The organism is Microbacterium sp. PI-SA-G, assembly GCF_057215335.1.
The window spans coordinates 3,582,632-3,606,940 of record NZ_CM170103.1; the positions used below are offsets into that span (position 1 = coordinate 3,582,632).

A 24,309-nucleotide genomic window follows, 5' to 3' on the forward strand; every position below is an offset into this window, starting at 1 on the left:
CCCGTGACTGACCACACTCCGCGCTTCGGAGCGAACTACACGCCTTCCCAGGACTGGATGTTCCAGTGGATGGGCATCGATGCCGATGTCGTGCGCGGCGATTTCGAGGCGTTGGCCGGACTCGGCCTCGACCACGTCAGGGTCTTCCCGCTGTGGCCGGTGCTGCAGCCGAACCGTACGTTGATCCGACGCAAGGCGCTGGACGACATCTCTCTCGTCGCCGATATCGCCGCGGAGTTCGAGCTCGACATCGCGGTGGACGTCATTCAGGGGCACATGTCGGGGTTCGACTTCGTTCCCGCATGGCTCGTCAACTGGCATGAGGGCAACATGTTCGTCGACGAGGCCGCCATCGGGGCGCAGGCTGCGCTCGTCGCCGCCGTCTACGATGCGGTGCGGGATCGGCCGAATCTGATCGGCCTGACGCTGGGAAACGAGCTGAACCAGTTCCAGCTGCCCAATCCGGCGGCGATGCCGGCCGACAGTGATCAGGTTGCGCACTGGCTGACGAGCCTGTTGGAGGCTCCCGTCGACCGGGATCCGCGTCACCTGCTCACTCACAGCGAGAACGATCATCTCTGGTATCGGGACGAGCATCCGTTCCTTCCCGTACACGCCGCGCGGCTCGGCGACATCACGACCGTGCACTCCTGGATCTTCAACGGCACGGCGAAGCGCTACGGCGGGCTGTCGCCGCAGTCCGTCCGTCATGCGGAGTGGATGATCGAGCTGTCGAAGGCGTTCGCGACGGACCCGGAGCGCGAGGTGTGGTTGCAGGAGGTCGGTGCGCCTTCGATGAACCTGGCCGACGCCGAGATGCCCGAGTTCGCCGCCAGGACCGTGGAAGCGGCGCTGTCGTCGCCGGGGTTGTACGGCATCACCTGGTGGTGCTCGCATGATGTCTCCCGCTCGCTCGGTGACTACAAGGACCTCGAATATTCGCTCGGACTCCTCGACGTGGACAACACGGTCAAGCCGCTCGGCCGTCGGTTCGCCGAGCTCATCGCCGACGCGCGGACGAGTGCGGCGGCTCGCGTCGTTCCTCGTACAGTCGGTGTGGTCGTCGATGTGGATGAGCACGACCTGCCGGTCTCGCGCGCAGACCTCGCGCCCGGCGGGGCGGTGTTCGAACGCTGGCACGATCTGCGCGAGAAAGGCCAGCCTGTCACCGTGTTGACGTCCCGTACCGCGGCAGACCCGCGCGCGTCTGCTCGACGGGGCATCACCGCGGTGGAGACTGTGCAGCGTGTGTGATCTCCCGCCACCTCAGAACGGCGCGAGCGCGTCGTCGGCGGGGGTGAAGCGCACGGTGTTCTGCGGCGGAGGTTGGTCGATGTAGACGCGACCCGTCGGGCTGCGCCATTCCATGGTGCCGCCCTCGCGTTGACGCACAGCCCACGCGGAATTGTGTTTGAGCACGTGATGTCGTCGACAGAAGTGGGCGAGGTTGCTCGCACAGGTCGCTCCGCCGTCGGCGGCTGCGTGATTGTGATCGATATCGCACTTTCGGGCGGCCAATCCGCACGCCGGGAACCGACAGTGCTGATCCCGTGCCCGCAGGTGCCTCTTCAGCTGATCACCGGGTCGATATCGGTCGACGGCGAGCAGCGCTCCGCTGATGGGGTGCGTGAGCACTCGTTCCCATCCGGATGCCGCACCGGCAAGGCGCCGCGCCGTCTCGATGTCGAGGGGGCACATGCCGTCGAGCTCCGCCGGGGGAACGTCGCGGTGCGACGAGTTCTCACCCATCAGCGCACTCACCGGCACCGTCACTTCGACGCGCGCCGTGATCGCGCCGAGCAGTCCGTCGGCGCTGTCGTGTCCTGCGGGCGTTCCGGTGAGCACGAGATCGGCGATCAGGTCCGCCCGCAGCTGGTCTGTCGTGCGCTCGTCGCGGGCGCCGTCAGCCTCGGAGGCGCGGGCGTTCTCCTCGCGCAGCGTGTTCGCCATCTGCGACAACCGGTCGAACATGCCGTGCAGCAGCGCGGAGGGCCCGGAGACGCCCAGCTCGGACATGCCGTCATCGAGATCCTTGACCCAGATGCGCCGCCGCTCGCGGGCGTCACGATGACGATCGGTCACGGAGCGGGCCTGATACTTCTCGGCGATCCGCCGCGCCAGCCGGCGCAGCCGATTCGGCGACTCCCTCTCGGCGACGGGAAGGACCTCGGCGGCGTAGTCAGCGCGGTCGATCGGGTCGTCGAGGTGCGACCCCGCCTCGACGATCACACGGCCGTGCGCGGCACTGATGCGCCCGGCGCCCTGCGCCTGCCAGACGGCGGGGAAGTCCTCCACCAGCCGCGCGGCGACGGCCATGCGCCGCTCGATCGTGCGGTCGCTCAGGCGCTGGGCAGCGCCGATCTCGGCGGCGATGGAGCGCGTCGCCACATCGCCGTAGTCGGGGTGGTCAGCCCGCTGGGCGATCTCCATGCCGAGACGCGATGCCATCGCGAGCAAGCCGTCGCGGGCCGCCTGCATGCTGCTGATCGTCTGCTCAGCCGCCTGCAGGCCGGCCACCAGATCGGCGAGCATCGCCGTCTGGGAGTCGGTCGCATCGAGCATCTCGGTCATGACGTCAGTCCATCACCAACCACCGACATTCGAAGAGAACTTCGGGCGTGCCCCGCACGCGCCATCTGACCTCGCCCTAGGCCCAGACCGGGTCGTCGGGATCGGGGGAGTCTGTGCCGTCGGCGTCGGTCATGATGCGCGCCTCAGCGATCCACGACGTCAGAGCGCCGTCGTGGAGGAACGCAGGTCGTGGCGTGCCGAGCAGATCGGGGGTCGTCACGATGTCCAGCGGCTCGTCGCTCGCGAAGATGACCACATTGCCGAGGGGCCCTTCCTCATCCTGGGGTTCTGCGTCGAGAACGACAGCGACGTGATCGAACACGGTGCGCAGGGTCGCGGCCTGTCGCCGTGAGTACTCGAACGGGTGCCCATCGAGGAGGTTCACGGCGACAACGCCCCTTGCTGCGGAGCGCGCGGCGACCCGGCGGTAGAATTCCTGGCTGGCCACGCGATGCCGGATGACGGCGGCATCCCAGAGATCGACGACGGTGAAGCGCGCATCCACCCAATCGGTGTCGGTGGCGGTGCCACCCGTCTCCGCGGCGCCGAACCCGGGGGACGGAGACGACGGCACCGACGATGGCATCTCGCTCGGAAGCGCCGCGTCTGCGACCGTCCGCGCATCGCCGAAGATGACGCGTACGTCGGCGCCGGGAGGCAGCGGCAGTGCGGCGATCACTGCCGCGTAGAGCTCGGGCTCGAACTCGACCACGAGCTGAGGGGAACCGGGACGTGTGGCCTCGACGTAGCGCGCCAGGGTGAGTGCTCCGGCTCCCAGATGCACGGTGAACAGCGGCGCATCGGGCTCAGCGGCGGCATCGATCGCGCGGGCGATGTGCCGGGTGTAGTCATACTCGAGATCGGTGGGGTCGGTCATCGAGACGACGGACTGCGGAATTCCATCCACGCTGAGCTCGAAGCGACCGGCTCGTCTTCTCGACTGCACCAGCTTGGCCCTGCGATTGTCTAACGAGAGCGAGAACACCCGGCGATTCCATGGCACCCGTCGAGTTTAGGCGCGGCGCGAGAGGCCGGGCGATCACCCAGACCCACGCGACTACCCTGGAGACAACATGGCACATCTTCTCGGGGCAGAAGCCCTTCATCTCGAATATCCGACCAGGGTCGTCTTCGACTCCGTGACCCTCGGCATCGAAGAGGGTGACCGCATCGGCATCGTCGGCCGCAACGGCGACGGAAAGTCCAGTCTGCTGGGCATGATCGCCGGCATCAAGGAGCCGAACGCGGGCCGCGTGACCCGGCGCGGCGGCATCACCGTCGGTGTGCTGAGCCAGGCGGACACGCTCGCGGACGACGTCACGATCAGCCAGGCCGTCGTCGGCGACACACCGGAGTACGAGTGGGCCGGCGACGCGAAGACCCGGGACGTGATCGAGGGGCTGCTCACTGACCTGCCGTGGGATGCCGAGATCGGTTCCCTCAGCGGCGGGCAGCGCCGACGCGTCTCACTGGCCAAGCTGCTGGCGGGTGACTGGGACGTCATCGCTCTCGACGAGCCCACCAACCACCTCGACGTCGAGGCCATCACGTGGCTCGCCGGACACCTCAAGAGGCGCTGGTCCGCGAACTCCGGAGCGCTTCTGGTCGTGACACACGACCGGTGGTTCCTCGACGAGATCTGCACCGAGACCTGGGAGGTGCACGACCGCATCGTCGAGCCCTTCGAGGGCGGCTACGCGGCCTACATCCTGCAGCGCGTTGAGCGCGACCGCATGGCCGCGGCGACCGAGGCCAAGCGGCAGAACCTCGCCACGAAGGAGCTCGCATGGCTCCGCCGCGGCGCCCCCGCGCGCACGGCCAAGCCGAAGTTCCGCATCGATGCGGCGAACGAGCTCATCGCCGATGTGCCCGAGATCCGCGACAAGGTGTCGCTGCAGTCTCTCGCCGTCTCGCGGCTCGGCAAGGACGTGGTCGACCTGCTCGACGTCGGCGTCACCTACCCGCCCTCCGGCATCAACACCGAGGAGAAGGTCGTCCTCCGCGACATCGAGTGGCGCATCGCGCCGGGCGAGCGCACCGGCATCCTCGGTGTCAACGGCGCCGGCAAGTCGACGCTGCTCGGACTCATCTCCGGCACGATCGAGCCCACGGTCGGACGCGTCAAGCGCGGCACGACCGTGAAGGTGAAGACGCTCACCCAGCGCCTGGACGAGCTCACCGAGGTGTGGAAGGAGCCGGTGCGCGTGGTGATATCGCGCCTGCGCACCTCGTACACGATGGGCTCCGGCTCCAAGGCGCAGGACCTCACTCCCGGGCAGCTGCTCGAGCGCCTGGGCTTCGATTCCGCGCAGCTCTCCACACCGGTGAAGGACCTCTCGGGCGGCCAGCAGCGTCGTCTGCAGCTGCTGCTCGTGCTCCTCGACCAGCCCAACGTGCTGATCCTCGACGAGCCCACCAACGATCTCGACACCGACATGCTCGCCGCGATCGAAGACCTCCTCGACTCGTGGTCCGGCACGCTGATCGTGGTCAGCCACGACCGGTACTTCCTCGAGCGCGTCACAGATCAGCAGTTCGCGATCCTCGACGGCCACCTGCGCCACCTTCCCGGCGGCGTCGACGAGTACCTGCGTCTGCGTCACCTGCAGCAGTCCAACGCGGCCAAGGGGGCGGCCACCTCGAAGGCAGTGGCGACGGCCGCCGCGTCAGCATCGGCTCTCGACGGTGCGGCTCTGCGCGCCGCGCAGAAAGAGGTGTCGGCGCTGGAGCGTCGCATCCAGAAGCTCACGCAGCAGAACTACAAGGCCAAGCAGGCGCTCGCCGAGCATGATCAGTCCGACTTCGCGGGGCTGGGCGACGAGATGAAGGCGATCGGCGAGCAGGAAGCCGAGATCGAGCAGCTCGAGCTGCGCTGGTTCGAGCTCACCGAGGAGATCGGCTGATCCCGACTCCTCGTTCGTGAGGGGGTCTGTTCATCCTCCCTTCCGGGGAATACGGTGACAGTGCGATGCGCTGTGCTCTGGGCGGGCTCTGACGCCATCCGGTGTCGCACGGCATGAATTCCGCGGCATCCGGAGGTACATATGGAAGGTCTCGAGGTCACGGTCCTGCTCGGACTCACGATTCTCGCCGGCGCACTGCTGGCGCCGCGGATCCGTCTGGCGCTGCCGCTGCTGCTGGTGATCTTCGGGCTCGCGCTCGGTTTCGTCCCCGAGCTGCGCGAGGTGCAGCTGCCGCCCGAGACCGTGCTGCTGCTCTTCCTCCCGGTCATCCTGTTCTGGGAGAGCCTGACGACGTCGCTGCGTTCGATCCGCCGCGACTTCCGGTACATCCTGCCGATGAGCACACTGCTCGTCGTCGCCTCGGCGTTCGCGGTCGCCGGCATCGGCGTGCTGTTCGGGATGCCGTGGGAGATCGCGCTCATCCTCGGTGCCGCCGTCGCTCCGCCGGATGCCACGGCCGTCGCCGCGCTCGGACGCCTGCTGCCGCGTCGTATGTTCATGAAGCTGAAGGCGGAGAGCCTCACCAACGATGGCACTGCTCTCGTGCTCTACGCCATCGCCGTGTCTCTCGCCGTCGGGGGGCAGGTCACCCCGCTGTCGGTGACCGGCATGGTGCTGATGTCGTACGTCGGCGGTGTCGCCGCCGGTGCTGTGGTCGCGGCCCTCGGCTACCTGCTGCTGCGGCGCCTGTCGACCACCATGACGATCAACGTCACGCTGCTGCTGATCCCGTTCACGGCGTTCCTGCTCGCCGAGATCGTGCACGCGTCCGGGGTGCTGGCCGTCGTGGTCGCCGGTCTCGTGGTCTCGTTCGTGTCACCGCGCGTGACCACCGCGTCGTCCCGCCGGCAGACCGACGCGGTCTGGCCGTTCGGGGTGTTCCTGCTCAACGGTGCGCTGTTCGTGCTGATCGGCCTCGAGGTGCAGTACGTCGTGCACGAGATCTCGGCCGCGGCGATCGGTCGTCTCGTGCTGGTGATCCTGGCCGTGTGGGCGACGCTGCTCGTGGTGCGCTACCTCTTCCAACTGCTCAGCGCGCCGTTCCAGCGTTCGGGTGGACCCCGCCCGCCCTGGGGCCTGCGCGCCCGCGGCATGGCGGTGTCGACCGTCGCCGGCATGCGCGGAGCGGTGTCGCTCGCGATCGCGCTCTCGGTGCCCTCCACCATCGCCGACGTCGGGGGAGTGCAGGGACGCGACGAGGTCGTCTTCGTCACCGCGGGTGTGATCCTGCTCAGCCTGCTCGTACAGGGACCGCTGCTGCCCGCGGTGGTGCGCTGGGCGCGCATGCCCGTCGATCACGTCGAGGACGAGGAGTACGAGCTCGCCGAACGCGCCATCTCGGGTGCCGCGCTGGCGGCACTCGACGAGTTGGCCGTCGAGCACGGCGTGGGCCAGGAGGTGCGCGACCGCGTGCGCTCCGAGGGCTACCTCATGCTCGAACTCGCGAACGCGAAGGCCCTCGCCCGCGAGCAGGCGCTCGTCGACGCCGAGGCGCGGGCGCTCGACGACCTGCTCGACGAACCCGACCCGCTCGGGATCGGCGGCACACCGGCAGAGGGCGGAGACGCCGTGGGGCTTCCCTCGCCCGAGGATGCCGGTGAGGGCACCACCCTGCAGATGATCGCGACCTCCACCGACGTCGACATGCTGCAGCGCTCGCCGCTGATCCGCCACGAGGAGCACTCCATGCTCAAGCTCGCGCTCCTCGAACGAAAGCGCGAGGTGCTGCTCGGACTCCGTCGTGCCGGCACCGTCGACGACGTGATCGTGCGCCGCATCTCCGCCCGCCTCGACCTCGAGCAGGTGCGCCTGCAGGGCATCGAGGAGTTCGACTGATCGCTCGACACGCCCGGCGATCCGGGCTGTGACGCTGTGTGACACGTCGATTCTTCGAGCGCGCGGGGCCCTGCCTAACGTATTCGAGTCCCCCAGAGAGGAACCCCCTTCACATGTCTCGTCGCTCCACCTCCGTCATCGCCGCACTCGCGGTGGTCCCGCTCTTCGTCGCGCTCGCCGGCTGCGCCACAGCCTCCTCCGACGCCGGTTCCGGCGAGGGCACTCCTGAGGTCGTCAAGGTCGGCGTCGTCGGAAAGGGCGAACCCCAGTGGCCCGCGTTCGTCGACGCCGCGGCCGAGGAGGGCATCACGGTCGAGCTCGTCGACTTCGGCTCGTACGAACAGCCGAACCCCGCACTCAGTGAGGGCGAGATCGACCTGAACCAGTTCCAGCACATCGTGTACCTCGCCGACTACAACGTGAACTCGGGCTCCGACCTCACACCGATCGGCTCCACGGCCATCTACCCCCTCGGTCTTTACTCGACGAAGTACGACGACGTGAAGAGCATCCCGGAGGACGAGACCGTCGCCGTGCCGGATGACGCCTCGAACCAGGCACGTGCCCTTCTCGTGCTGCAGTCCGCTGGTCTCATCGAGCTCAAGAGCGGCGGCACGATCTTCTCCGACGTGGCCGACGTCGACACCGCGAAGTCCAAGGTCAAGGTCACCGCGCTCGAGGCTGCGCTCATCCCGACCTCGCTGCCCGACGTCGCGGCGGCCATCATCAACAACGACTTCGTGCAGGACGCGGGTCTGACCTTCGACGACGCCATCGCTCAGGATGACCCGGAAGACCCGAACGCGCTGCCGTACGTCAACATCTTCGCGGCGCGCGCCGATGACGCCGACAACGCGACGTACCAGAAGCTCGTCGAGATCTTCCAGACCGACGAGGCTGTGCAGGAGGGCCTCGCGGAGTCGTCCGGCAACACCGCGGTCGCACTGCAGACGCCGGCCGACGAGCTCGTCGCTTCGCTGGAGAAGGTCCAGAAGGACACCGAAGAGAACAAGTGAGCACGGCGGGGGCCACCCCGCTGATGCGAGAGAATCGGGTGGCGCGTCGTGCGTCACCCGATTCGTCTTTCCCGAGAACCAGACCGGAGCACACATGCCGATCGTGAGCCTGACGAACGTGTCGAAGGCCTATCCGTCGCGGACGCCCGGAGACGGCGAGATCGTCGCCGTCGACGACGTCACCCTCGAGATCGAGAAGGGCGACGTCTTCGGCATCATCGGATACTCGGGTGCCGGCAAGTCGACGCTCGTGCGCCTGATCAACGCACTCGAGCCCGCGTCATCCGGATCCATCCATGTCGACGGGGTCGACATCACCGCTCTCAAGGAGAGCGAGCTGCGCCGGGTGCGCGGCGGGATCGGCATGATCTTCCAGCAGTTCAACCTCTTCTCCTCGCGAAGCGTCAAGGCGAACATCGCTTACCCGCTCACGCTCGCCGGCTGGAAGAAGGCCGACATCGAGGCGCGCGTCACCGAGCTGCTGTCGTTCGTCGGTCTGTCCGACAAGGCGAAGGCGTATCCGGAGCAGCTGTCGGGCGGGCAGAAGCAGCGCGTCGGCATCGCGCGGGCACTCGCCACCGGCCCCGCGATCCTGCTCGCCGACGAGGCCACCAGCGCCCTCGACCCGCAGACCACGCACGAGGTGCTCGACCTGCTCAAGCGCGTCAACAGGGAGCAGGGCGTCACGATCGTCGTCATCACTCACGAGATGGATGTGATCCAGACGATCGCCACCAAGGTCGCCGTGATGGAGCGCGGTCGCGTGATCGAGCAGGGCGACGTGTTCGACGTGTTCTCGGCCCCGCAGAATCCGGCATCGCAGCGTTTCGTCGGCACGGTGGTGAAGGGGATCCCGTCGCCGTCGGAGCTCGCCGTTCTGCGCGAGCGACACCGCGGACGGCTGGTCACCTTCTCGTTCCGCGACGGCGACTCCTCGCAGGCGCAGGTGTTCCTCGATCTGGCCGGTGCCGGGCTCGACTTCGAGCTCGTGTTCGGCGGCATCAACGACATCCGCGGACGCGCCTTCGGCCACCTCACGCTCGCCATCCGCGGCGAGAGCGCGGCGATCGATCGCGCGCTGACCGCGATCCGCGATCGCGTTGAAGTCACCGAGATCGCCCGAGAGGAGACCCGCTAATGGATCGTCTGTTCGAACTCGGCCCGGAGTTCTGGTCCGCGGCCCTCGAGACCCTTTACATGACGTCGTTCGCGCTCGTGCTCGGTGGCGTGCTCGGTCTGGTCATCGGCATCATCCTCTACGTCACGCGCCCCGGGGGACTGCTGCAGAACGGCGTGGCCTCGGCGATCGCGAACCTCGCCGTCAACTTCTTCCGTCCCATCCCGTTCGTGCTGTTCGTGGCTGTCGCGCAGCCGTTCGCCCGTGCGGTGGTCGGCACAGGGATCGGCACCACCGCCGGGGCGTTCCTGATCGGACTCGCGGCCGCATTCGCCATCGGTCGCATCGTCGAGCAGCACCTCGTGTCGGTCTCGCCCGGCGTGATCGAGGCGGCACGGTCGATGGGCGCCGGCCCCTGGCGCATCCTGTTCACGGTCGCGATCCCCGAGTCCCTCGGACCGCTCATCCTCGGCTACACGTTCATCGTCGTCGCGCTGATCGACATGACCGCGATGGCCGGACTCATCGGCGGCGGAGGACTCGGCGCATTCGCGCAGATCTACGGCTTCCGTCAGTTCGAGCCCGTGGTGATGTGGGCGGCCATCGTGTTGATCGTCGTGTTCGTGCACTTCGTGCAGCTGCTCGGCACGCGCCTCGCACGCAAGATCATGCGCCGCTGACCGTCGACGGCCTCGGGAAGAGACCGCTCAGGAAGCGGCGGGAGCGTCCTGCAGGGTGCGAGTCGTCGTGAACACGCGATCCGCGCCCGTCAGAGGATCGATGAAGCGCAGTTCGCGCGCGAGCAGCTGCAGCGGCCGGGAGTGGTCGTCGGGCTCCTCGGTCAGCAGCTCGGGGTAGAACGCGTCGTTCAAGATGCCGATGCCGAGCGCTGCGAGGTGCACCCGCAGCTGATGCATCTTGCCGCTGTGCGGGCTGAGGCGCGTGTGCAGCACGCGGTCGTCGGCGTCGATCAGCTCGATCAGCGTCTCGGTGTTGGGCTCGCGGTCGGGATCCACCCGCACACGCACCTCGCCGCGGTTCTTCAGGATGTGATTGCGGTAGACCACGGGGAACGGCTGGCCGGCCACGGTCGGAGCCGCGGCATCCCACCCGGCGGGAAGAGTCGACACGGCCTCGTAGACCTTCTGCACGGCGCGGTTCTCGAACAGCGACTGGTACGCGCCGCGCGTCTCGGGGCGCACCGAGAACATCAGCAGGCCCGCGGTCGCGCGGTCGAGGCGATGGATCGGAGCCAGCAGCGGGTTGTCGAGCAGATTGCGCAGGCGCACCAGCGCGGAGTTCTGGAGGTACTTGCCGCCGGGCGTCGTCGGCAGGAAGTGCGGCTTGTCGACGACGACGAGATCGGCGTCCTGATGCAGCACCTCGATCTCGAACGGGATGCGTGTCTCGGGCGGAGGATCACGGTAGTACCAGACGAACTCCTCGACGCCTAGAGCCGTATGACGATCGAGCGGGCTCCCGTCGCGGCCGACGATGTCGCCACGGTCGAAGCGCTCCCGCAGGCCGTCGGCGTCGAGGTGGAAGAAGCGCTCGATCATGTAATCGGCCACCGTCGGCCACGGGCCCGACATCGGCACGTGCAGACGCGTGGCACCGACGCCGTCGCGCACGGGAAGCGGAGAGGCCATGGCCATCAGCGGAGTCCGCTCACGCGTCGAAGCTCAGGCTGAGTTTGCGCAGCAGCCCCGCCAGCCGGTCGCGATCACCGCGCGAGAGCGCCTGCAGCAGGTCGGCCTCGACGTCGACCAGGCGCGTGATCGCCGCATCGACGCGGATCCGGCCGTCGTCGGTGAGCGTCACCAGGATGCTGCGTCCGTCGTCGGGGTCGGCCTCACGCCGCACGAACTGCCGCACGACGAGACGATCGATGCGGTTGGTCATGGTGCCGCTGGAGACGAGGGTCTGCTGCAGCAGCTGCTTCGGGGAGAGCTGGAACGGCGTGCCCGCGCGACGCAGGGCCGACAGCACATCCCACTCCCACGGCTCGAGGTCGCTGCGACGGAACACATCACGACGGGCGCGATCCAGGTGGCGCGAGAGCCGGTCCATGCGCGACAGCACCTCGAGCGGCGAGAAGTCGAGGTCCGGGCGCTGGGTGTTCCACGCGCCGACGATCCGGTCGACCTCGTCGGTTGCACTCATCCGTTCATTATCGCGTGCGGGCGTCACCCGGGGCGACGACGGCGTGCGCCGAGGCTGACGGCAGCGCGAGGGTCATGAAGGTGCTGAGCGGATCGGGGCGGTACGAGCCGAACGCGGCGCACTCGGTGAAGCCGGCGCTGGCGTACAGCGCGCGAGCGGGGCGGAAGAAGTCCATGCTCCCGGTCTCGAGCGAGACCCGGCGGATGCCGCGTGCGGCGGCGTCGTCGAGCAGGAAGGAGAGCATCGTCCGCCCCAGTCCGCGCCCGCGCTGCGTCGGGTCCGTGCGCATCGACTTCAGCTCCTCGTGACCGTCGTCGATCGAGGCGAGCGCGCCCGTCGCGACCGGGCGCTGGTCGAGATACCCGGCGAACAGCCGCACGGCCGGCGTCAGCAGGCGCTCGAACGGCAGCGCGTGACGGCTCTCAGGAGGGGCGGTGTCCTCCATGTCGGCGTGGTGCGCGAGCAGGAAGGCGGCCAGGTCGGGCGTCGGGGCCTCGACGCGCAGGATGACGATGTTCACGGATCCCATCCTCGCCGCACCGTGTTTCGTGCGCATGTCGCCGGTGCCCGCGCCCGCCTGTTTCGTCGCGGCACCGGCGCGGATGCCCCGGCGTGGCAGAATTGACCGGTGGTGTCCGTGGACGCCGCATTCCGCCGTGGTGTAATGGCAGCACGACAGCCTTTGGAGCTGTTAGGTCTAGGTTCGAGTCCTGGCGGCGGAGCATGACAGGGAACAACCTCGCCATCATCATCCTCGCAGCGGGCCAAGGCACCCGCATGAAGTCGCGACTCCCCAAGGTGCTGCACCCGATCGGCGGACGCCCGCTGGTCGGACACGTGCTGACCACGGCCACGCGGCTGCAGGCGCAGCACATCGAGGTCGTCGTGCGTCACGAACGCGATCAGGTCGTCGCGGCGCTCGCCGAGGACTACCCGAACGCGGTCTTCATCGACCAGGACGACGTGCCCGGCACCGGCCGCGCCGTGCAGGTCGCGATCGACGCCCTGCCGGCCGACTTCGACGGCGACGTGCTGGTGCTCTCGGGTGACTGCCCGCTGGCAGACGCCGACACGCTCTCCGCGTTCCTCGCCGAGCACCGCGCCTCCGGCGCCCCGGCGACGCTGATGACCGCCGTCGTCGAGGACCCGCGCGGCTACGGTCGCGTCATCCGCGACGCCGACGGCGGGGTGGACCGCATCGTCGAGCAGAAGGACGCCAGCGACGACGAGGCCGCCGTCAATGAGATCAACGCGGGCATGTACGTCTTCCGTGCCGCCACGCTGCGCACGTACCTCCCCGAGGTCGGCGTCGACAACGCGCAGGGCGAGATGTACCTCACCGACGTGCCCGGACTCCTGCGCCGCGACGGCGATCGGGTCGCGGCATCCGTCGTCTCCGACGTGACCGTCACCTACGGCGTGAACGATCGCGTGCAGCTGGCCGAGGTCGGTCGCCTGTTGAACGCCCGCATCGTTCGCCGCTGGCAGCTCGCGGGCGTCACGGTCATCGACCCGACGACCACGTGGATCGATGACGACGCCACGCTCGCACCCGACGTCACGATCCTCCCGAACACGCACATCCTGCGCGCGACCACGATCGCCGAGGGCGCCATCATCGGCCCCGACACCACGCTGGTGGACTGCGAGGTGGGGGAAGACGCGATCGTCCGCCGCACCGACGCCACCCTCGCGGTGATCGGCGCGGAGGCGACCGTCGGTCCGTTCTCGTTCCTGCGCCCCAACACGGTTCTCGGCGCCCGCGGCAAGATCGGCGCGTATGTCGAGACCAAGAACGCCGAGATCGGCGAGGGCAGCAAGGTCCCGCACCTCTCGTACGTCGGAGATGCCACGATCGGCCGCGGAGTGAACCTCGGCGCGAGCACCATCACCGCCAATTACGACGACGTGCACAAGCACCGCACGATCATCGAGGACCACGTGCACACCGGCTCGCACACGGTGCTCGTCGCGCCCGTTAGGCTGGGTGCTGGCGCGAAGACCGGCGCCGGTGCCGTCGTCCGCAAGGACGTCCCCGCCGGCGCTCTGGCCATGACCGTCGCGCCTCAGCGCAACATCGACGGCTGGGTCGAGAAGAACAGGGCAGGAACGGGTGCGGCGGACGCCGCAGCCAAGGAACGATCGGCGGAATAGGCGAATATGGCTCGCAAGAAGAAGACTGTCGATCTGGATCGTGACAACGGGATCGCTCCCGGACTGGTCGCGAAGACCAAGAAGCGTCTCGTCGTCGCCGGCGGACGCTCGCATCCGCAGCTTCTCGCCGATGTCGCGGCGACGCTCGGCACCGAGATCGCACCGACCGAGCACCGCACGTTCGCCTCGGGAGAGATCTACGCGCGTTTCGAGGTCTCCATCCGCGGCTGCGACCTCTTCCTCATAGAGACGTTCGGCGAACCGGTCAACGAGTGGCTCATGGAGACGCTCATCATGATCGACGCCGCCAAGCGCGCCTCGGCCAAGCGCATCACGGTCGTCGCCCCGTACTATCCCTACTCCCGTCAGGACAAGAAGGGCCGGGGCCGCGAGCCCATCAGCGCACGCCTCGTCGCCGACCTGCTGAAGACCGCCGGCGCCGACCGGGTGATGAGCGTCGACCTGCACGCCGCCCAGATCCAGGGGTTCTTCGACGGTCCCGTCGACCACCTGTTCGCGAAGCCCGTGCTGCTCGATCACTTCCAGCGCACGCTGAGCCCGGCCGACCGCGAGGTCCTCACCGTCGTCTCGCCCGACATGGGTCGCGTACGCGTCGCCGACACCTGGTCCGACAGCCTCGGTGCGCCGCTCGCGATCATCCACAAGCGTCGTGACCCGAAGGTCGCCAACCAGGTCTCGGTGCACGAGATCGTCGGCACCGTCGAGGGCCGCGTCTGCCTTCTGGTCGATGACATGATCGACACCGGCGGCACGATCGTGAAGGCCGCACAGGCGCTGAAGGAGGCCGGTGCGCTGCGCGTGATCGTCGCCGCCACCCACGCGATCTTCAGCGACCCGGCGAATGAGCGTCTGCAGGACGCGGCGATCGACGAGGTCGTCGTCACCGACACGATCCCGCTCACCGAGTCCCGCCGCTGGGAGGGCCTCACGGTCCTGCCGATCGCGCCGTTGCTCGGTCGCGCGATCCGCGAGGTCTTCGAAGACGGGTCCGTCACGAGCATGTTCGGCGGCGACGCGTAGTCATCACGCATCACCTGGCTCGCGCATCACCAAGGCACAGCCCGCGCATAGAAGGCATCCCTAAGTTCGGGGTGACGACGCACCGTCGCCTGACACCGAGCCGGAGGACCATCATGATCCGCACGACCGTTCCGACCTCTGTCCGCAAGGGTTCCGCCATCGTCGGGATCGCAGGGCTCCTCGTCCTCGCCGGATGCTCCGGCACCTCCGACGCCGAGGACGCCTCCGCCCCCGCCGACAGCGGCACCAGCACCGAGTCGACCGACACTAGCTCGGGTTCCGACGCGGCAGCCGGTGACTACGCCGACGGCACGTACACGGCCGACGGCTCGTACCAGACCCCGGAGACCGTCGAGGAGATCTCCGTCACGCTCACGCTGGCCGACGGCGTCGTGACCGAGGTCGAGGTCACGGGCGACCCGCAGGCACCCGAGAGCACCCGCTACCAGGGCGAGTTCATCGACGGCATCTCCGATGAGGTCGTGGGCAAGCCGATCGACGAGCTGAATGTGACGCGCGTCGCCGGCTCCTCGCTCACCAGCGGCGGCTTCAACGACGCCGTCGAGTCGATCAAGGAGCAGGCGGCCGCCTGACGCCCGATCATGGCCACCTGGCAGTTCGACGCGATCGGCACCCGCTGGGAGATCGAGACCTCGACTGAGTTGAACGCCGATCACCGTGCCGGCGTGACGGCCGAGATCTCGCGCTTCGACCGGGAGTGGTCGCGCTTTCGCGAGGACTCCGACGTGAGCCGTCTGGGGAGCGCGGGCGGCATGCTCACCTCCCCGGACGCCGCGCCGATGCTCGACGCGTATCGCGAGCTCTCGACGGCGACGGGGGAGCGGTGAACCCGCTCGTCGCGGACAGCCTGAACGCACTCGGCTACGACGCGACGTACTCGCTCGTCGCCGGTGAGCCGGTCGTCGCCCCGGCCGGCTGGGAGCAGCGGCTCGCGTGGACGGATCACGCGGTGACGGCATCCGCTCCGGCTCTGATCGACGTGGGCGCGCTCGGCAAGGGGCGCCTGGTGGATCTGGTGTTCGCCGCTCTCGCCGACCTGCCCGGAGACCTCGTCGTGGATGCCGGCGGCGACATGCGCGTGCGCGGAGCCGCCGTCCGCATCGGCCTCGAGCATCCGTACGACGCCACGCGGGCCATCGGCGTGGTGAGCGTGCAGGACGGGGCGCTGTGCGCGTCGGCCGTCAACCGCCGAGTGTGGGGCGACGGGCTGCATCATGTGCTTGACGCCCGCACCGGCGCTCCCGTGCGCACCTGGGCGGCGACGTGGGCACTGGCCCCCGAGGCGATGAGGGCCGATGCGATCGCGACCGCGCTGTTCTTCGACGGTGGGCCGGAGCTTGCCGCAGCCTGGGGCGTCGACTGGGTGCGCATGTCGACCGACGGACGCGTGCAGCGCTCGCCCGGGTGCCCCGCAGAACTGTTCCTGGCCGGGGCGAACGCCTCGCGCCGTGGGTAGAACGAGAGAAGAGTCTCCCTGTGATCACCGCTTTCACCGCCGCCCGGCAGCGCGTCCTCGCGCTTCTGGGTGCACTGTCGATGTACCGGCTCGTGCTGTTCGCGCTCGCGGCGCTCGCCCTGATCGCGCTGCTGCTGTCAACACTCGGCATCATCGTCGCACCCACCCCGCTCGAGATCGTGGTGTCGTTCGTCGTGCTCGCCGTCGTCATCGCCGGAGTGGATGCCGCCGCGCAACGCGTGCTGCGGCTGCCGTGGCGCATCGAGTCGTCGCTCGTGACCGCGCTGATCCTGCTCTTCGTGCTGCGCCCGGGGTGGGAGCCCTCGGCGCTCCTGGGGCTGGCGGTGGCCGGTGCGGTCGCGAGCCTGTCGAAGTATCTGATCGCCTGGCGCGGGCGGCACATCCTCAACCCCGCGGCATTCGGGGCGGCCTTCGTGTCGATCCTCGGCTCGTTCGGCACGCTCGAGTGGCTCGGCACCTCGGCATCGTGGTGGGTCGGCACGCCCTCGCTGTTCGTGCCGGTGCTGCTGCTCGGTCTCGCGGTGCTGTGGCGCACCGAGAAGGTGCGTGTGGTCCTGGCGTTCCTCGTGATCGCGGTCGTCACCTCGGTCGTGCGTCAGCTGGTGCAGTCGCAGCAGTTCGACATCGCGTTCGACTTCGCCACCGCGGCGCAGTTCGCGCTGCTGCAGTCTCCGTTCCTGTTCCTCGGGGCGTTCATGCTGTCGGAGCCGCTCACCCTGCCGCCGCGGCGCTGGCAGCAGTACTCGGTCGCCGCGCTCGTCGGTGTGCTCGCGGGCTGGCCGATCTCGGTCGCGGGTCTCTTCACGCTCGGACAGGAGCGGGCGCTGCTCATCGGCAACCTGCTCGCGTTCGCGTTCGCGGTGCGGGGATCGGTGAAGCTCGTGCTCGAGCGGCGGGCGTTCGTCACCCCGACCGCACAGGAGCTGACGTTCCGCGCGCAGGGCACGGTGTCGTTCCTGCCCGGCCAGTACCTGGAGCTCGACGTGCCGCATCGCCGCGCGGATCCGCGCGGGACGCGTCGGGAGTTCAGCATCGTCTCGGCGCCGGCCGACCTGCCCACGGTGCGCATCGCCTACAAGAACGGCAATGCGCAGCATCCCTCGAGCTTCAAGCGGGCCCTGGCCGCCGCCGAGCCGGGGGCCAAGCTCGCGGTGACCGGAACCTGGGGCGACTTCCTCCTGCCGCGCTCCGATGCGCCGGTGCTGATGGTCGCCGCGGGGATCGGCGTGACCCCGTTCGTGTCGCAGTTGCGCCAGCTGCAGGCCACCGGACAGCAGCGCGACATCGTGCTGCTGTACGTGGCGGCCGAGGCGAGTGAGTTGGCCTTCCGGGATGAGCTCGCCGCGGCCGGGGTGCGCACCGTCGTCTTCACCCGTGACGAACCCGCAGACCTCCCGGTGCAGTGGACGTGGGCTGGGGGAGTGCGACTGGACGCCGACGCGCTCGAGCGCGCGGTGCCCGACATCGGCGCGCGTCACGCGTTCATCTCGGGTCCGCCCCGGCTGATCGCCGACCTCGCCCCGGCGCTGCAGAAGGCCCGCAGCCTCACGACCGACGCCTTCGCCGGCTACTGAGGCCCGCCCGCCGGCCCCGGGAGGGTGGATCTCGTGACCGACCGGATGCTGATCGTGGAGACCCCGCCCGGACTCAGGCGTCAGCGCCGTCGGATGCCGGGTTCAGGGGTAGCCGCACGGTGAAGGTCGTGTCTCCGGGCTCGCTGTTCACCGTGATCTCGCCGCCGTGCCCCTCGACGATCGCCTTCACGATGGCGAGGCCCAGGCCCGTGCCTCCGGTCTGCCGTGCGCGCGATGTGTCGGCGCGGGCGAAGCGGGCGAACAGCTCGTCGCGCACGCTGGGGTCGATGCCGGGCCCGTCGTCATGCACCCGCAGCACGGCCTCGTGGCCCTCCTGCGCGACGCTGAGCGTGATGACGGTGCCCGCCGGGGTGTGCGTGCGCGCGTTCGCGAGCAGGTTCGCCACGACCTGGTGCATGCGGCCGGCGTCGCCGACGATCACGACCGGCTCATCCGGCACCTCGATCGCCCACTCATGATCGGCTGCGGTCGGGCGTGCGTCCGAGAGCCCCTCGAGCGCCAGCTGGGCGAGGTCGACCGTGCCGTAGACGAGCTCGCGCCCCTCATCGAGGCGCGCGAGGAGCAGCAGATCCTCCACCAGGCGCGTCATGCGCAGTGACTGGGCCTGGATCCGCTCGAGCGACGTCGTGGTGCCCTCGATCGCCTCGGCGGGGGACTGCATGCTCAGGGCCCGCAGCGAGAGCTCTGAGTAGCCGCGGATCGACGCGAGCGGCGTCCGCAGCTCATGGCTCGCATCGGCGACGAATCGCCGCATCCGCTCCTCGTTCTTCTGCCGCGCCGCCAGTGAGGTGTTGACGTGATCGAGGAGGGTGTTCAGCGAGGCGCCGACGAGGCCCGTCTCGGTGCGCGGATCGGCTTCGGATGCCGGGATGCGCTCGGTGATGCTCACCTCGCCGCGGTCCAGCGGCTGATTTGCGACGCGCATCGCAGTGGCGGCGACAGCGCGCAACGGCTTGAGGCTGACCCGGATGGTCACCGCGGTCGTGAGTGCGAGCAGGATCAGACCGCCGAGGGTTGCCAGGGCGATCACCGTGAGCAGGGTGGCGAGCTGGTTCTGGATGTCGTCGCGAGGGAGCCCGGCGACGACGGCGACGTTGCCGGGGGTCGACGTGATGGCGACCCGGTACGAGCCGACGCCGTCGATCGTGACATTGGCGACATGGTTGCCCTCGAGAGCCCCGGCGACCTGGGTGAGCTGGGCATCGGTGAGCGTCGAGCTCGTCGCTTCGAAGTCGCCCTCGGCGCTGGAGAGCACCACCCCGCTCGTGCCGGTCACGGCGTTGGAGACGAGGAAGAGCAGCCCCGGCACCTGGAGGCTGCGACCTTTCAGCACGTTCTCGACGGTGGCGAGGTTGGGCGGCACCTGCTCCACGAGCTGGGCGAGCGACCGGGCGTTCCCATACAGCTTCTGGTCGAGCTGATCCTCGAGGGTCCGGCTCAGGGTGGCGCTGGTGATCACCGCCACGATCACGAGGATCAGCGACACGAACCCGATCACGGCGGTCATCAGCCGCGTCTGCAGGCTCATCGGCCGCCGCGTGATGGGGGGTGTGCTCACTGCGGCGCCTTGATCATGTAGCCGACGCCGCGGACCGTGTGCAGCAGCGGGGTGCGTCCCGCGTCGATCTTCTTGCGGAGGTACGAGATGTACAGCTCGACGACGGAGGACTTGCCGCCGAAGTCGTAGCTCCACACCCGGTCGAGGATCTGCGCCTTCGACAGCACGCGTCGCTCATTGCGCATCAGGTAGCGGAGAAGCTCGAATTCGGTGGCGGTCAGGTCGATCTCGGTGCCGTCGCGCATCACCTCGTGGCTGTCCTCGTTGAGCGTGAGGTCGGCGACGCGCAGGATCGACTGCCCCTCATCGGCGAGCGCATGGCCGGTGCGGCGGATGATGGCGCGCAGGCGAGCGATCACCTCTTCGAGGCTGAACGGCTTGGTGACGTAGTCGTCTCCGCCGGCGGTGAGCCCGGCGACGCGGTCGCCGACGGCATCCTTCGCGGTGAGGAAGAGCACGGGCACGAGGCTTCCGCCCTCGCGCAGGCGGCGCAGAACGGCCATGCCGTCGAGGTCGGGCATCATGATGTCGAGCACGAGCGCGTCGGGTTCGAACTCGCGCGCGACCTGCAGTGCTTCCATGCCGGACGACGCGGTGCGCACCTCCCAGCCCTCCATGCGCAATGCCATCGCGAGCAGATCCGTGAGCATCTGCTCGTCATCGACGGCGAGGATGCGCAGGGGCGAGCCGTCGGGGCGGCGCAGTTCAGGGAGGTCGTTGCTCATGTCACCATTCTGCGGAATCTCCTATGGGGTTTCTATGGAGAGGGCTATGCGTTGCCTGTGACTTATGCCGGTGTCGGCCCCTCGAGCGAGGACATAGCTGGTGCATCACCCGCGCCTCGATCCTGCATAGTCGCGATCTTTAGCGTCATCCCTGCCCCGCGATGTCCGCGGCAGAAGGAGAGACATGTTCAGAACATACCTGCGGCGCGAACTCGCCGGCCGCAAGAAGCAGACGATGATCGTGGCGATCGGGTTGGCCATCGCGATCGCGCTCGTGATCATCGTCAACGCCCTCACCGCTGGAGTGCGCGATGCTCAGACCCAGGCGCTGGAGTCCGTGTACGGCGTCGGCACCGACCTCACCGTCACCGGCGCGGCGGCCGAGCCGGGGCAGGGCGGTGGCCAGCGTTTCCAGTTCGACGAGGACGAAGGCGAGACGGAGGGCGACACCACCACACTCGACCAGTCGATGCTCACGGCCGACCGGATGAGGGGGACTCTGGATGCCTCCGTGATCGAGACCGTCGCGTCGACGGAGGGCGTGGCTGCCGCATCCGGAGCCCTCAGCCTGACGAATTCGACATTCTCGGGCGAGCTGCCCAGCGGTGGCTTCGGTCAGCAGGACGGCGCCGAGGATGCAGCACCCGCGGAAGGACAGGTGCCGCCGGAAGGCGGACAGGGCGGAGGCGGCGACTTCGGCATCGACTCGTTCAGCGTGCTCGGGATCGACCCGGCTGTGCAAGCGATCGGCCCGCTGGCATCGACCGCCATCGCCGACGGTCGCGAGCTCGACGCTTCCGACGCCGGTGCGCTGGTCGCCCTGGTCGACAGCACGTACGCAGGGACGAACGAGATCGCTGTGGGCGATGTGATCGATGTCGCCGGTTCCGACGTCGAGGTGATCGGGATCCTGGCATCGACATCTGACGCGGCAGACACCGCGGCGAACGTGTATCTTCCCCTGGACACCGCGCAGCAGCTCGCCGGACTCGAGGACGTGGTCTCCACGGTGTACGTGCAGGCCGACTCGGCCACCTCGATCGGCGCCGTCCAGACCTCCCTCGGCGAGGAGCTTCCTGATGCGACCGTCACATCTCAGGCGGAGCTGGCGTCCACGGTCTCGGGCTCGCTCTCGAGCGCGACCACGCTGATCACGAACCTCGGCACCTGGCTCTCGGTCATCGTCCTCGCTGTGGCGGTCCTGCTCTCGGTGCTGTTGACGATGTCGGGGGTCTCTCGTCGCACTCGCGAGTTCGGCACGCTGAAGGCGATCGGGTGGTCTGACGGACGGGTCGTCCGCCAGGTCGCGGGCGAATCGGTGGTGCAGGGGCTGATCGGCGGCGCCGCCGGGCTGGTGCTCGGCGTCGTCGGCATCATCGTGGTCAACCTCATCCGTCCCACCGTGGCTGCGAGCGCGTCCACCGGCCAGGGGGGCGCGCCCGGCAGCGCGGGCGGCGGTCCGACCGGTGGGGGAGGCGCTGCGATGTTCACGACCGCTCCGACGGCTGACGTCGTGCTCCAGGCGCCGTTCACGCCGTGGGTGCTCGTCCTGGCGGTCGGGCTCGCGGTGCTCAGCGGTCTGGTCGCCGGAGCCTTCGGCGGCTGGCGCGCCGCGCGTCTCAGCCCGGCTGAGGCACTGCGATCCGTCGCATGAACGATTCCCGCGTCACAGACCGCACTGCTCTGAAGGAGAACGACATGACCCTCACCGACCCCACCCAGACCCCGCACCCTCAAGGCGACGTATCGCTGCTCTACCGAGCCGTCGGCGTCACCCGTACCTACGCTCAGAAGGGACGCACCGTGAACGCTCTCGCCGGCGTCGATCTCGCGATCGCGCCGGGCGAGTTCGTCACGATCCAGGGGCCGACCGGAGGGGGCAAGTCGACGCTCCTGCAGCTGCTCGGCGCGCTCGACATTCCGTCGTCGGGATCGCTGCAGCTGAACGGCGTCGAGTTGGCCGCCGCGTCGTCGAAAGAGCTGTCCCGGATCCGTGCCGAAGAGATCGGCTTCGTGTTCCAGGCCTTCAACCTGATCCCGACACTCACCGCGGCGGAGAATGTCGATATGGCGCTCGAGCCGATGCGCCCGGACAAGGCGGAGCGTCGCAGCCGCGTCACCGATGCGCTCGCGCACGTCGGACTCGCCGATCGCGGTGAGCATCTGCCGACCGAGCTCTCGGGGGGTCAGCAGCAGCGCGTGGCCATCGCCCGTGCGCTGGTGAAGCGTCCCCGCGTCCTTCTGGCTGACGAGCCGACCGGCAACCTCGACGAGAGCATGCGCGATGAGATCCTCGCCCTGTTGGAGGGGCTGTGCGCCGACGGCATCACGGTGATCGTCGTGACGCACGACTCTGCCGTCGCACGCCGAGCGACCCGTCGTCTGCGCCTGACGAAGGGAGCGGTGCAGGACATCACCCGCTGACGCAGAAGGGGCCCGGCGATCGCCGGGCCCCTTCTGCGTGTCAGACCGTCAGATCAGTGCGTGTCTTCTGCTTCGATCTCGGTGCGGTCGCCCGACCACTGGGTGTGGAAGGTGCCTTCCTTGTCGATGCGCTTGTAGGTGTGCGCGCCGAAGAAGTCGCGCTGCCCCTGCACGAGCGCAGCGGGGAGGCGGTCGGCGCGGATGCCGTCGTAGTACGACAGCGACGACGAGAACGCCGGGGCGGGGATGCCCGCTTCGGCGGCGGCGATGACCACGCGGCGCCAGGCGGCCTGGGCGCGGGTGATCGCCTCGGTGAAGTACGGCGCGGTCAGCAGCACCGGCAGTTCGGGCTCGGCGGCGTAGGCGTCGGCGATGCGGTTCAGGAACTGAGCGCGGATGATGCAGCCGCCGCGCCAGATCTTCGAGATCGCGCCGAGGTCGATGTTCCAGTCGTATTCGGCAGCACCGGCGCGGATCTCGTCGAAGCCCTGCGAGTACGCGACGATCTTCGAGGCATAGAGCGCCAGGCGCACGTCTTCGATGAACGCATCGGTGTCCTCGACAGAGAACTCCTCGTCGGGGCCGGGCAGGTCGCCGGCTGCGGCGCGCTGCTCGGGGTGTGAGGACAGCGAGCGGGCGAAAGTGGCCTCGGCGATGCCCGAGACGGGGACGCCGAGCGAGAGTGCGGTCTGCACCGTCCACGCGCCGGTGCCCTTGGCGCCGGCCTGGTCGAGGATGACGTCGACGAGCGGCTTGCCGGTCTCGGCGTCGACCTGACGCAGCACCTCGGCGGTGATCTCGATCAGGTACGACTCCAGCTCGCCGCGGTTCCACTCGGCGAAGATCTCGGCGATCTCGGCCGGGGACTTGCCCGTGCCGCGGCGGATCAGGTCGTAAGCCTCGGCGATCAGCTGCATGTCGGCGTACTCGATGCCGTTGTGCACCATCTTCACGAAGTGTCCGGCACCGTCGTGGCCGACGTGCGTGACGCACGGCTCGCCCTCGGCGACCGCGGCGATCGACGTCAGGATCGGTCCGAGCGTGACCCACGACTCGTCGGAGCCGCCGGGCATGATCGAGGGGCCCAGGAGGGCGCCCTCCTCGCCACCGGAGATGCCGGCGCCGACGAAGTTGATGCCGGTCTCGCGGACCGCCTTCTCGCGGCGGATCGTGTCGGGGAAGTAGGCGTTGCCGCCGTCGACGATGATGTCGCCCGGCTCGAAGACCTCGACGAGGGAGTTGATCACGGCGTCCGTGGGGCCGCCGGCCTTGACCATGATGATCGCGGTGCGCGGCTTCTGCAGCGAGTCGGCGAACTCCTGGTACGTCGACGCGGGGATGAAGCCCGCCTCCGGATGAGCGTCGAGAAGCGACTGCGTCTTCTCGTAGCTGCGGTTGAAGATCGCCACCGTGTTGCCCTCGCGGCTGGCGAGGTTGCGGGCGAGGTTCGACCCCATGACGGCGAGTCCGACGACTCCGATGTTCGCTGATGCTTCGGGCACAGAACGCTCCTCGATCGTGATGAAGGGATGGCTTTCAGCGTATCGCTGTGCGCGGGGTCGGCGCGCGCCTGTGTCAGCGTTCATGTCATGCGGTGACGCGGTGCGTTCCGTGTGCGGGGGAGCGCGGCTCTACGCTGGAGGCACGA

Annotated in this window: 20 protein-coding genes, 1 tRNA gene and 1 pseudogene; 14 read left to right on the plus strand and 8 right to left on the minus strand. The window is 68.8% G+C overall.

Annotation, left to right across the window (positions count from 1 at the left end):
* Positions 1-3: 3 nt before the first annotated feature.
* Positions 4-1,254 carry a glycoside hydrolase 5 family protein gene (locus tag AC2D10_RS17705; RefSeq protein ID WP_484709504.1) on the plus strand — a complete coding sequence of 417 codons (1,251 nt, stop codon included), beginning with the start codon at positions 4-6 and terminating at the stop codon, positions 1,252-1,254.
* Positions 1,255-1,266: 12 nt separating this feature from the next.
* Here the strand turns inward: AC2D10_RS17705 and AC2D10_RS17710 are convergent, their stop codons facing one another.
* Entirely contained in the window at positions 1,267-2,571 is a 1,305-nt protein-coding gene (locus AC2D10_RS17710) for an HNH endonuclease signature motif containing protein (RefSeq protein ID WP_484709505.1), read from the minus strand.
* 76 nt (positions 2,572-2,647) lie between these two features.
* Positions 2,648-3,478, minus strand: a complete 831-nt coding sequence (locus AC2D10_RS17715) for a spermidine synthase (RefSeq protein WP_484709508.1) — start codon at positions 3,476-3,478, stop codon at positions 2,648-2,650.
* A 166-nt stretch (positions 3,479-3,644) separates the two neighbouring features.
* On the opposite strand from AC2D10_RS17715, the gene AC2D10_RS17720 reads away from it, so the two are divergent.
* From AC2D10_RS17720 to AC2D10_RS17740, 5 genes are all read left to right on the plus strand, one after another.
* Complete coding sequence (locus AC2D10_RS17720) at positions 3,645-5,474, plus strand: ABC-F family ATP-binding cassette domain-containing protein (protein WP_484709509.1); 1,830 nt, start codon at positions 3,645-3,647, stop codon at positions 5,472-5,474.
* Between the two features lie 141 nt (positions 5,475-5,615).
* Positions 5,616-7,370 carry a Na+/H+ antiporter gene (locus AC2D10_RS17725; RefSeq protein ID WP_484709510.1) on the plus strand — a complete coding sequence of 585 codons (1,755 nt, stop codon included), beginning with the start codon at positions 5,616-5,618 and terminating at the stop codon, positions 7,368-7,370.
* 113 nt (positions 7,371-7,483) lie between these two features.
* Positions 7,484-8,386: a MetQ/NlpA family ABC transporter substrate-binding protein gene (locus AC2D10_RS17730; RefSeq protein ID WP_484709512.1), complete on the plus strand. Its 903-nt coding sequence runs from the start codon at positions 7,484-7,486 to the stop codon at positions 8,384-8,386.
* A gap of 94 nt (positions 8,387-8,480) precedes the next feature.
* Positions 8,481-9,524: a methionine ABC transporter ATP-binding protein gene (locus tag AC2D10_RS17735; RefSeq protein ID WP_484709513.1), complete on the plus strand. Its 1,044-nt coding sequence runs from the start codon at positions 8,481-8,483 to the stop codon at positions 9,522-9,524.
* Positions 9,524-10,183, plus strand: coding sequence for a methionine ABC transporter permease (locus AC2D10_RS17740; RefSeq protein ID WP_484709514.1), 660 nt, complete (start codon positions 9,524-9,526; stop codon positions 10,181-10,183). The genes AC2D10_RS17735 and AC2D10_RS17740 overlap by 1 nt, the downstream gene beginning before the upstream one ends.
* A gap of 27 nt (positions 10,184-10,210) precedes the next feature.
* Here the strand turns inward: AC2D10_RS17740 and AC2D10_RS17745 are convergent, their stop codons facing one another.
* From AC2D10_RS17745 to AC2D10_RS17755, 3 genes are read right to left on the minus strand one after another with little or no spacing between them, the layout of a single operon-like run.
* A complete protein-coding gene (locus AC2D10_RS17745; protein ID WP_484709515.1) occupies positions 10,211-11,152 on the minus strand; it encodes a pseudouridine synthase in 942 nt (313 codons plus the stop codon).
* A 19-nt stretch (positions 11,153-11,171) separates the two neighbouring features.
* Positions 11,172-11,666, minus strand: coding sequence for a MarR family winged helix-turn-helix transcriptional regulator (locus AC2D10_RS17750; protein ID WP_484709516.1), 495 nt, complete (start codon positions 11,664-11,666; stop codon positions 11,172-11,174).
* 7 nt (positions 11,667-11,673) lie between these two features.
* Positions 11,674-12,186 carry a GNAT family N-acetyltransferase gene (locus AC2D10_RS17755; RefSeq protein ID WP_484709517.1) on the minus strand — a complete coding sequence of 171 codons (513 nt, stop codon included), beginning with the start codon at positions 12,184-12,186 and terminating at the stop codon, positions 11,674-11,676.
* Between the two features lie 130 nt (positions 12,187-12,316).
* Here AC2D10_RS17755 and AC2D10_RS17760 point away from each other — a divergent pair.
* From AC2D10_RS17760 to AC2D10_RS17785, 6 genes and pseudogenes are all read left to right on the plus strand, one after another.
* Positions 12,317-12,388 (plus strand) — tRNA-Gln (locus AC2D10_RS17760).
* 1 nt (position 12,389) lies between these two features.
* Positions 12,390-13,820, plus strand: coding sequence for a bifunctional UDP-N-acetylglucosamine diphosphorylase/glucosamine-1-phosphate N-acetyltransferase GlmU (gene glmU, locus AC2D10_RS17765; RefSeq protein WP_484709518.1), 1,431 nt, complete (start codon positions 12,390-12,392; stop codon positions 13,818-13,820).
* Positions 13,821-13,826: 6 nt separating this feature from the next.
* On the plus strand, positions 13,827-14,861 hold the full coding sequence (locus AC2D10_RS17770) for a ribose-phosphate diphosphokinase (RefSeq protein WP_484709519.1): 1,035 nt from the start codon (positions 13,827-13,829) through the stop codon (positions 14,859-14,861).
* Positions 14,862-14,974: 113 nt separating this feature from the next.
* Entirely contained in the window at positions 14,975-15,454 is a 480-nt protein-coding gene (locus AC2D10_RS17775) for an FMN-binding protein (RefSeq protein WP_484709521.1), read from the plus strand.
* Positions 15,455-15,463: 9 nt separating this feature from the next.
* Positions 15,464-16,338, plus strand: a pseudogene (locus AC2D10_RS17780) (FAD:protein FMN transferase).
* Positions 16,339-16,358: 20 nt separating this feature from the next.
* Positions 16,359-17,933 (plus strand): FAD-dependent oxidoreductase, encoded by a 1,575-nt coding sequence (locus tag AC2D10_RS17785; RefSeq protein ID WP_484709523.1) that lies wholly within the window; start codon positions 16,359-16,361, stop codon positions 17,931-17,933.
* Positions 17,934-18,006: 73 nt separating this feature from the next.
* On the opposite strand, the gene AC2D10_RS17790 is transcribed toward AC2D10_RS17785, so the two are convergent.
* Both AC2D10_RS17790 and AC2D10_RS17795 read right to left on the minus strand, forming a co-directional pair.
* Complete coding sequence (locus AC2D10_RS17790; RefSeq protein WP_484711874.1) at positions 18,007-19,482, minus strand: sensor histidine kinase; 1,476 nt, start codon at positions 19,480-19,482, stop codon at positions 18,007-18,009.
* Positions 19,483-19,508: 26 nt separating this feature from the next.
* Entirely contained in the window at positions 19,509-20,237 is a 729-nt protein-coding gene (locus tag AC2D10_RS17795) for a response regulator transcription factor (RefSeq protein WP_484709525.1), read from the minus strand.
* A gap of 184 nt (positions 20,238-20,421) precedes the next feature.
* On the opposite strand from AC2D10_RS17795, the gene AC2D10_RS17800 reads away from it, so the two are divergent.
* Both AC2D10_RS17800 and AC2D10_RS17805 read left to right on the plus strand, forming a co-directional pair.
* Positions 20,422-21,891 (plus strand): ABC transporter permease, encoded by a 1,470-nt coding sequence (locus AC2D10_RS17800; RefSeq protein ID WP_484709526.1) that lies wholly within the window; start codon positions 20,422-20,424, stop codon positions 21,889-21,891.
* 44 nt (positions 21,892-21,935) lie between these two features.
* On the plus strand, positions 21,936-22,661 hold the full coding sequence (locus AC2D10_RS17805) for an ABC transporter ATP-binding protein (RefSeq protein ID WP_484709528.1): 726 nt from the start codon (positions 21,936-21,938) through the stop codon (positions 22,659-22,661).
* A gap of 53 nt (positions 22,662-22,714) precedes the next feature.
* Here the strand turns inward: AC2D10_RS17805 and gndA are convergent, their stop codons facing one another.
* Positions 22,715-24,163: an NADP-dependent phosphogluconate dehydrogenase gene (gene gndA, locus AC2D10_RS17810; RefSeq protein WP_484709529.1), complete on the minus strand. Its 1,449-nt coding sequence runs from the start codon at positions 24,161-24,163 to the stop codon at positions 22,715-22,717.
* Positions 24,164-24,309 lie beyond the last annotated feature (146 nt).

Excerpts from the sequence above, each read along its gene's own strand:
- AC2D10_RS17710 (WP_484709505.1), bottom strand. The coding sequence starts at position 2,571 with ATGACCGAGATGCTCGATGCGACCGACTCCCAGACGGCGATGCTCGCC.
- AC2D10_RS17720 (WP_484709509.1), top strand. The coding sequence starts at position 3,645 with ATGGCACATCTTCTCGGGGCAGAAGCCCTTCATCTCGAATATCCGACC.
- AC2D10_RS17725 (WP_484709510.1), top strand. The coding sequence starts at position 5,616 with ATGGAAGGTCTCGAGGTCACGGTCCTGCTCGGACTCACGATTCTCGCC.
- AC2D10_RS17730 (WP_484709512.1), top strand. The coding sequence starts at position 7,484 with ATGTCTCGTCGCTCCACCTCCGTCATCGCCGCACTCGCGGTGGTCCCG.
- AC2D10_RS17735 (WP_484709513.1), top strand. The coding sequence starts at position 8,481 with ATGCCGATCGTGAGCCTGACGAACGTGTCGAAGGCCTATCCGTCGCGG.
- AC2D10_RS17740 (WP_484709514.1), top strand. The coding sequence starts at position 9,524 with ATGGATCGTCTGTTCGAACTCGGCCCGGAGTTCTGGTCCGCGGCCCTC.
- AC2D10_RS17745 (WP_484709515.1), bottom strand. The coding sequence starts at position 11,152 with ATGGCCTCTCCGCTTCCCGTGCGCGACGGCGTCGGTGCCACGCGTCTG.
- AC2D10_RS17750 (WP_484709516.1), bottom strand. The coding sequence starts at position 11,666 with ATGAGTGCAACCGACGAGGTCGACCGGATCGTCGGCGCGTGGAACACC.
- glmU (WP_484709518.1), top strand. The coding sequence starts at position 12,390 with ATGACAGGGAACAACCTCGCCATCATCATCCTCGCAGCGGGCCAAGGC.
- AC2D10_RS17770 (WP_484709519.1), top strand. The coding sequence starts at position 13,827 with ATGGCTCGCAAGAAGAAGACTGTCGATCTGGATCGTGACAACGGGATC.
- AC2D10_RS17775 (WP_484709521.1), top strand. The coding sequence starts at position 14,975 with ATGATCCGCACGACCGTTCCGACCTCTGTCCGCAAGGGTTCCGCCATC.
- AC2D10_RS17790 (WP_484711874.1), bottom strand. The coding sequence starts at position 19,482 with ATGAGCCTGCAGACGCGGCTGATGACCGCCGTGATCGGGTTCGTGTCG.
- AC2D10_RS17795 (WP_484709525.1), bottom strand. The coding sequence starts at position 20,237 with ATGAGCAACGACCTCCCTGAACTGCGCCGCCCCGACGGCTCGCCCCTG.
- AC2D10_RS17800 (WP_484709526.1), top strand. The coding sequence starts at position 20,422 with ATGTTCAGAACATACCTGCGGCGCGAACTCGCCGGCCGCAAGAAGCAG.
- AC2D10_RS17805 (WP_484709528.1), top strand. The coding sequence starts at position 21,936 with ATGACCCTCACCGACCCCACCCAGACCCCGCACCCTCAAGGCGACGTA.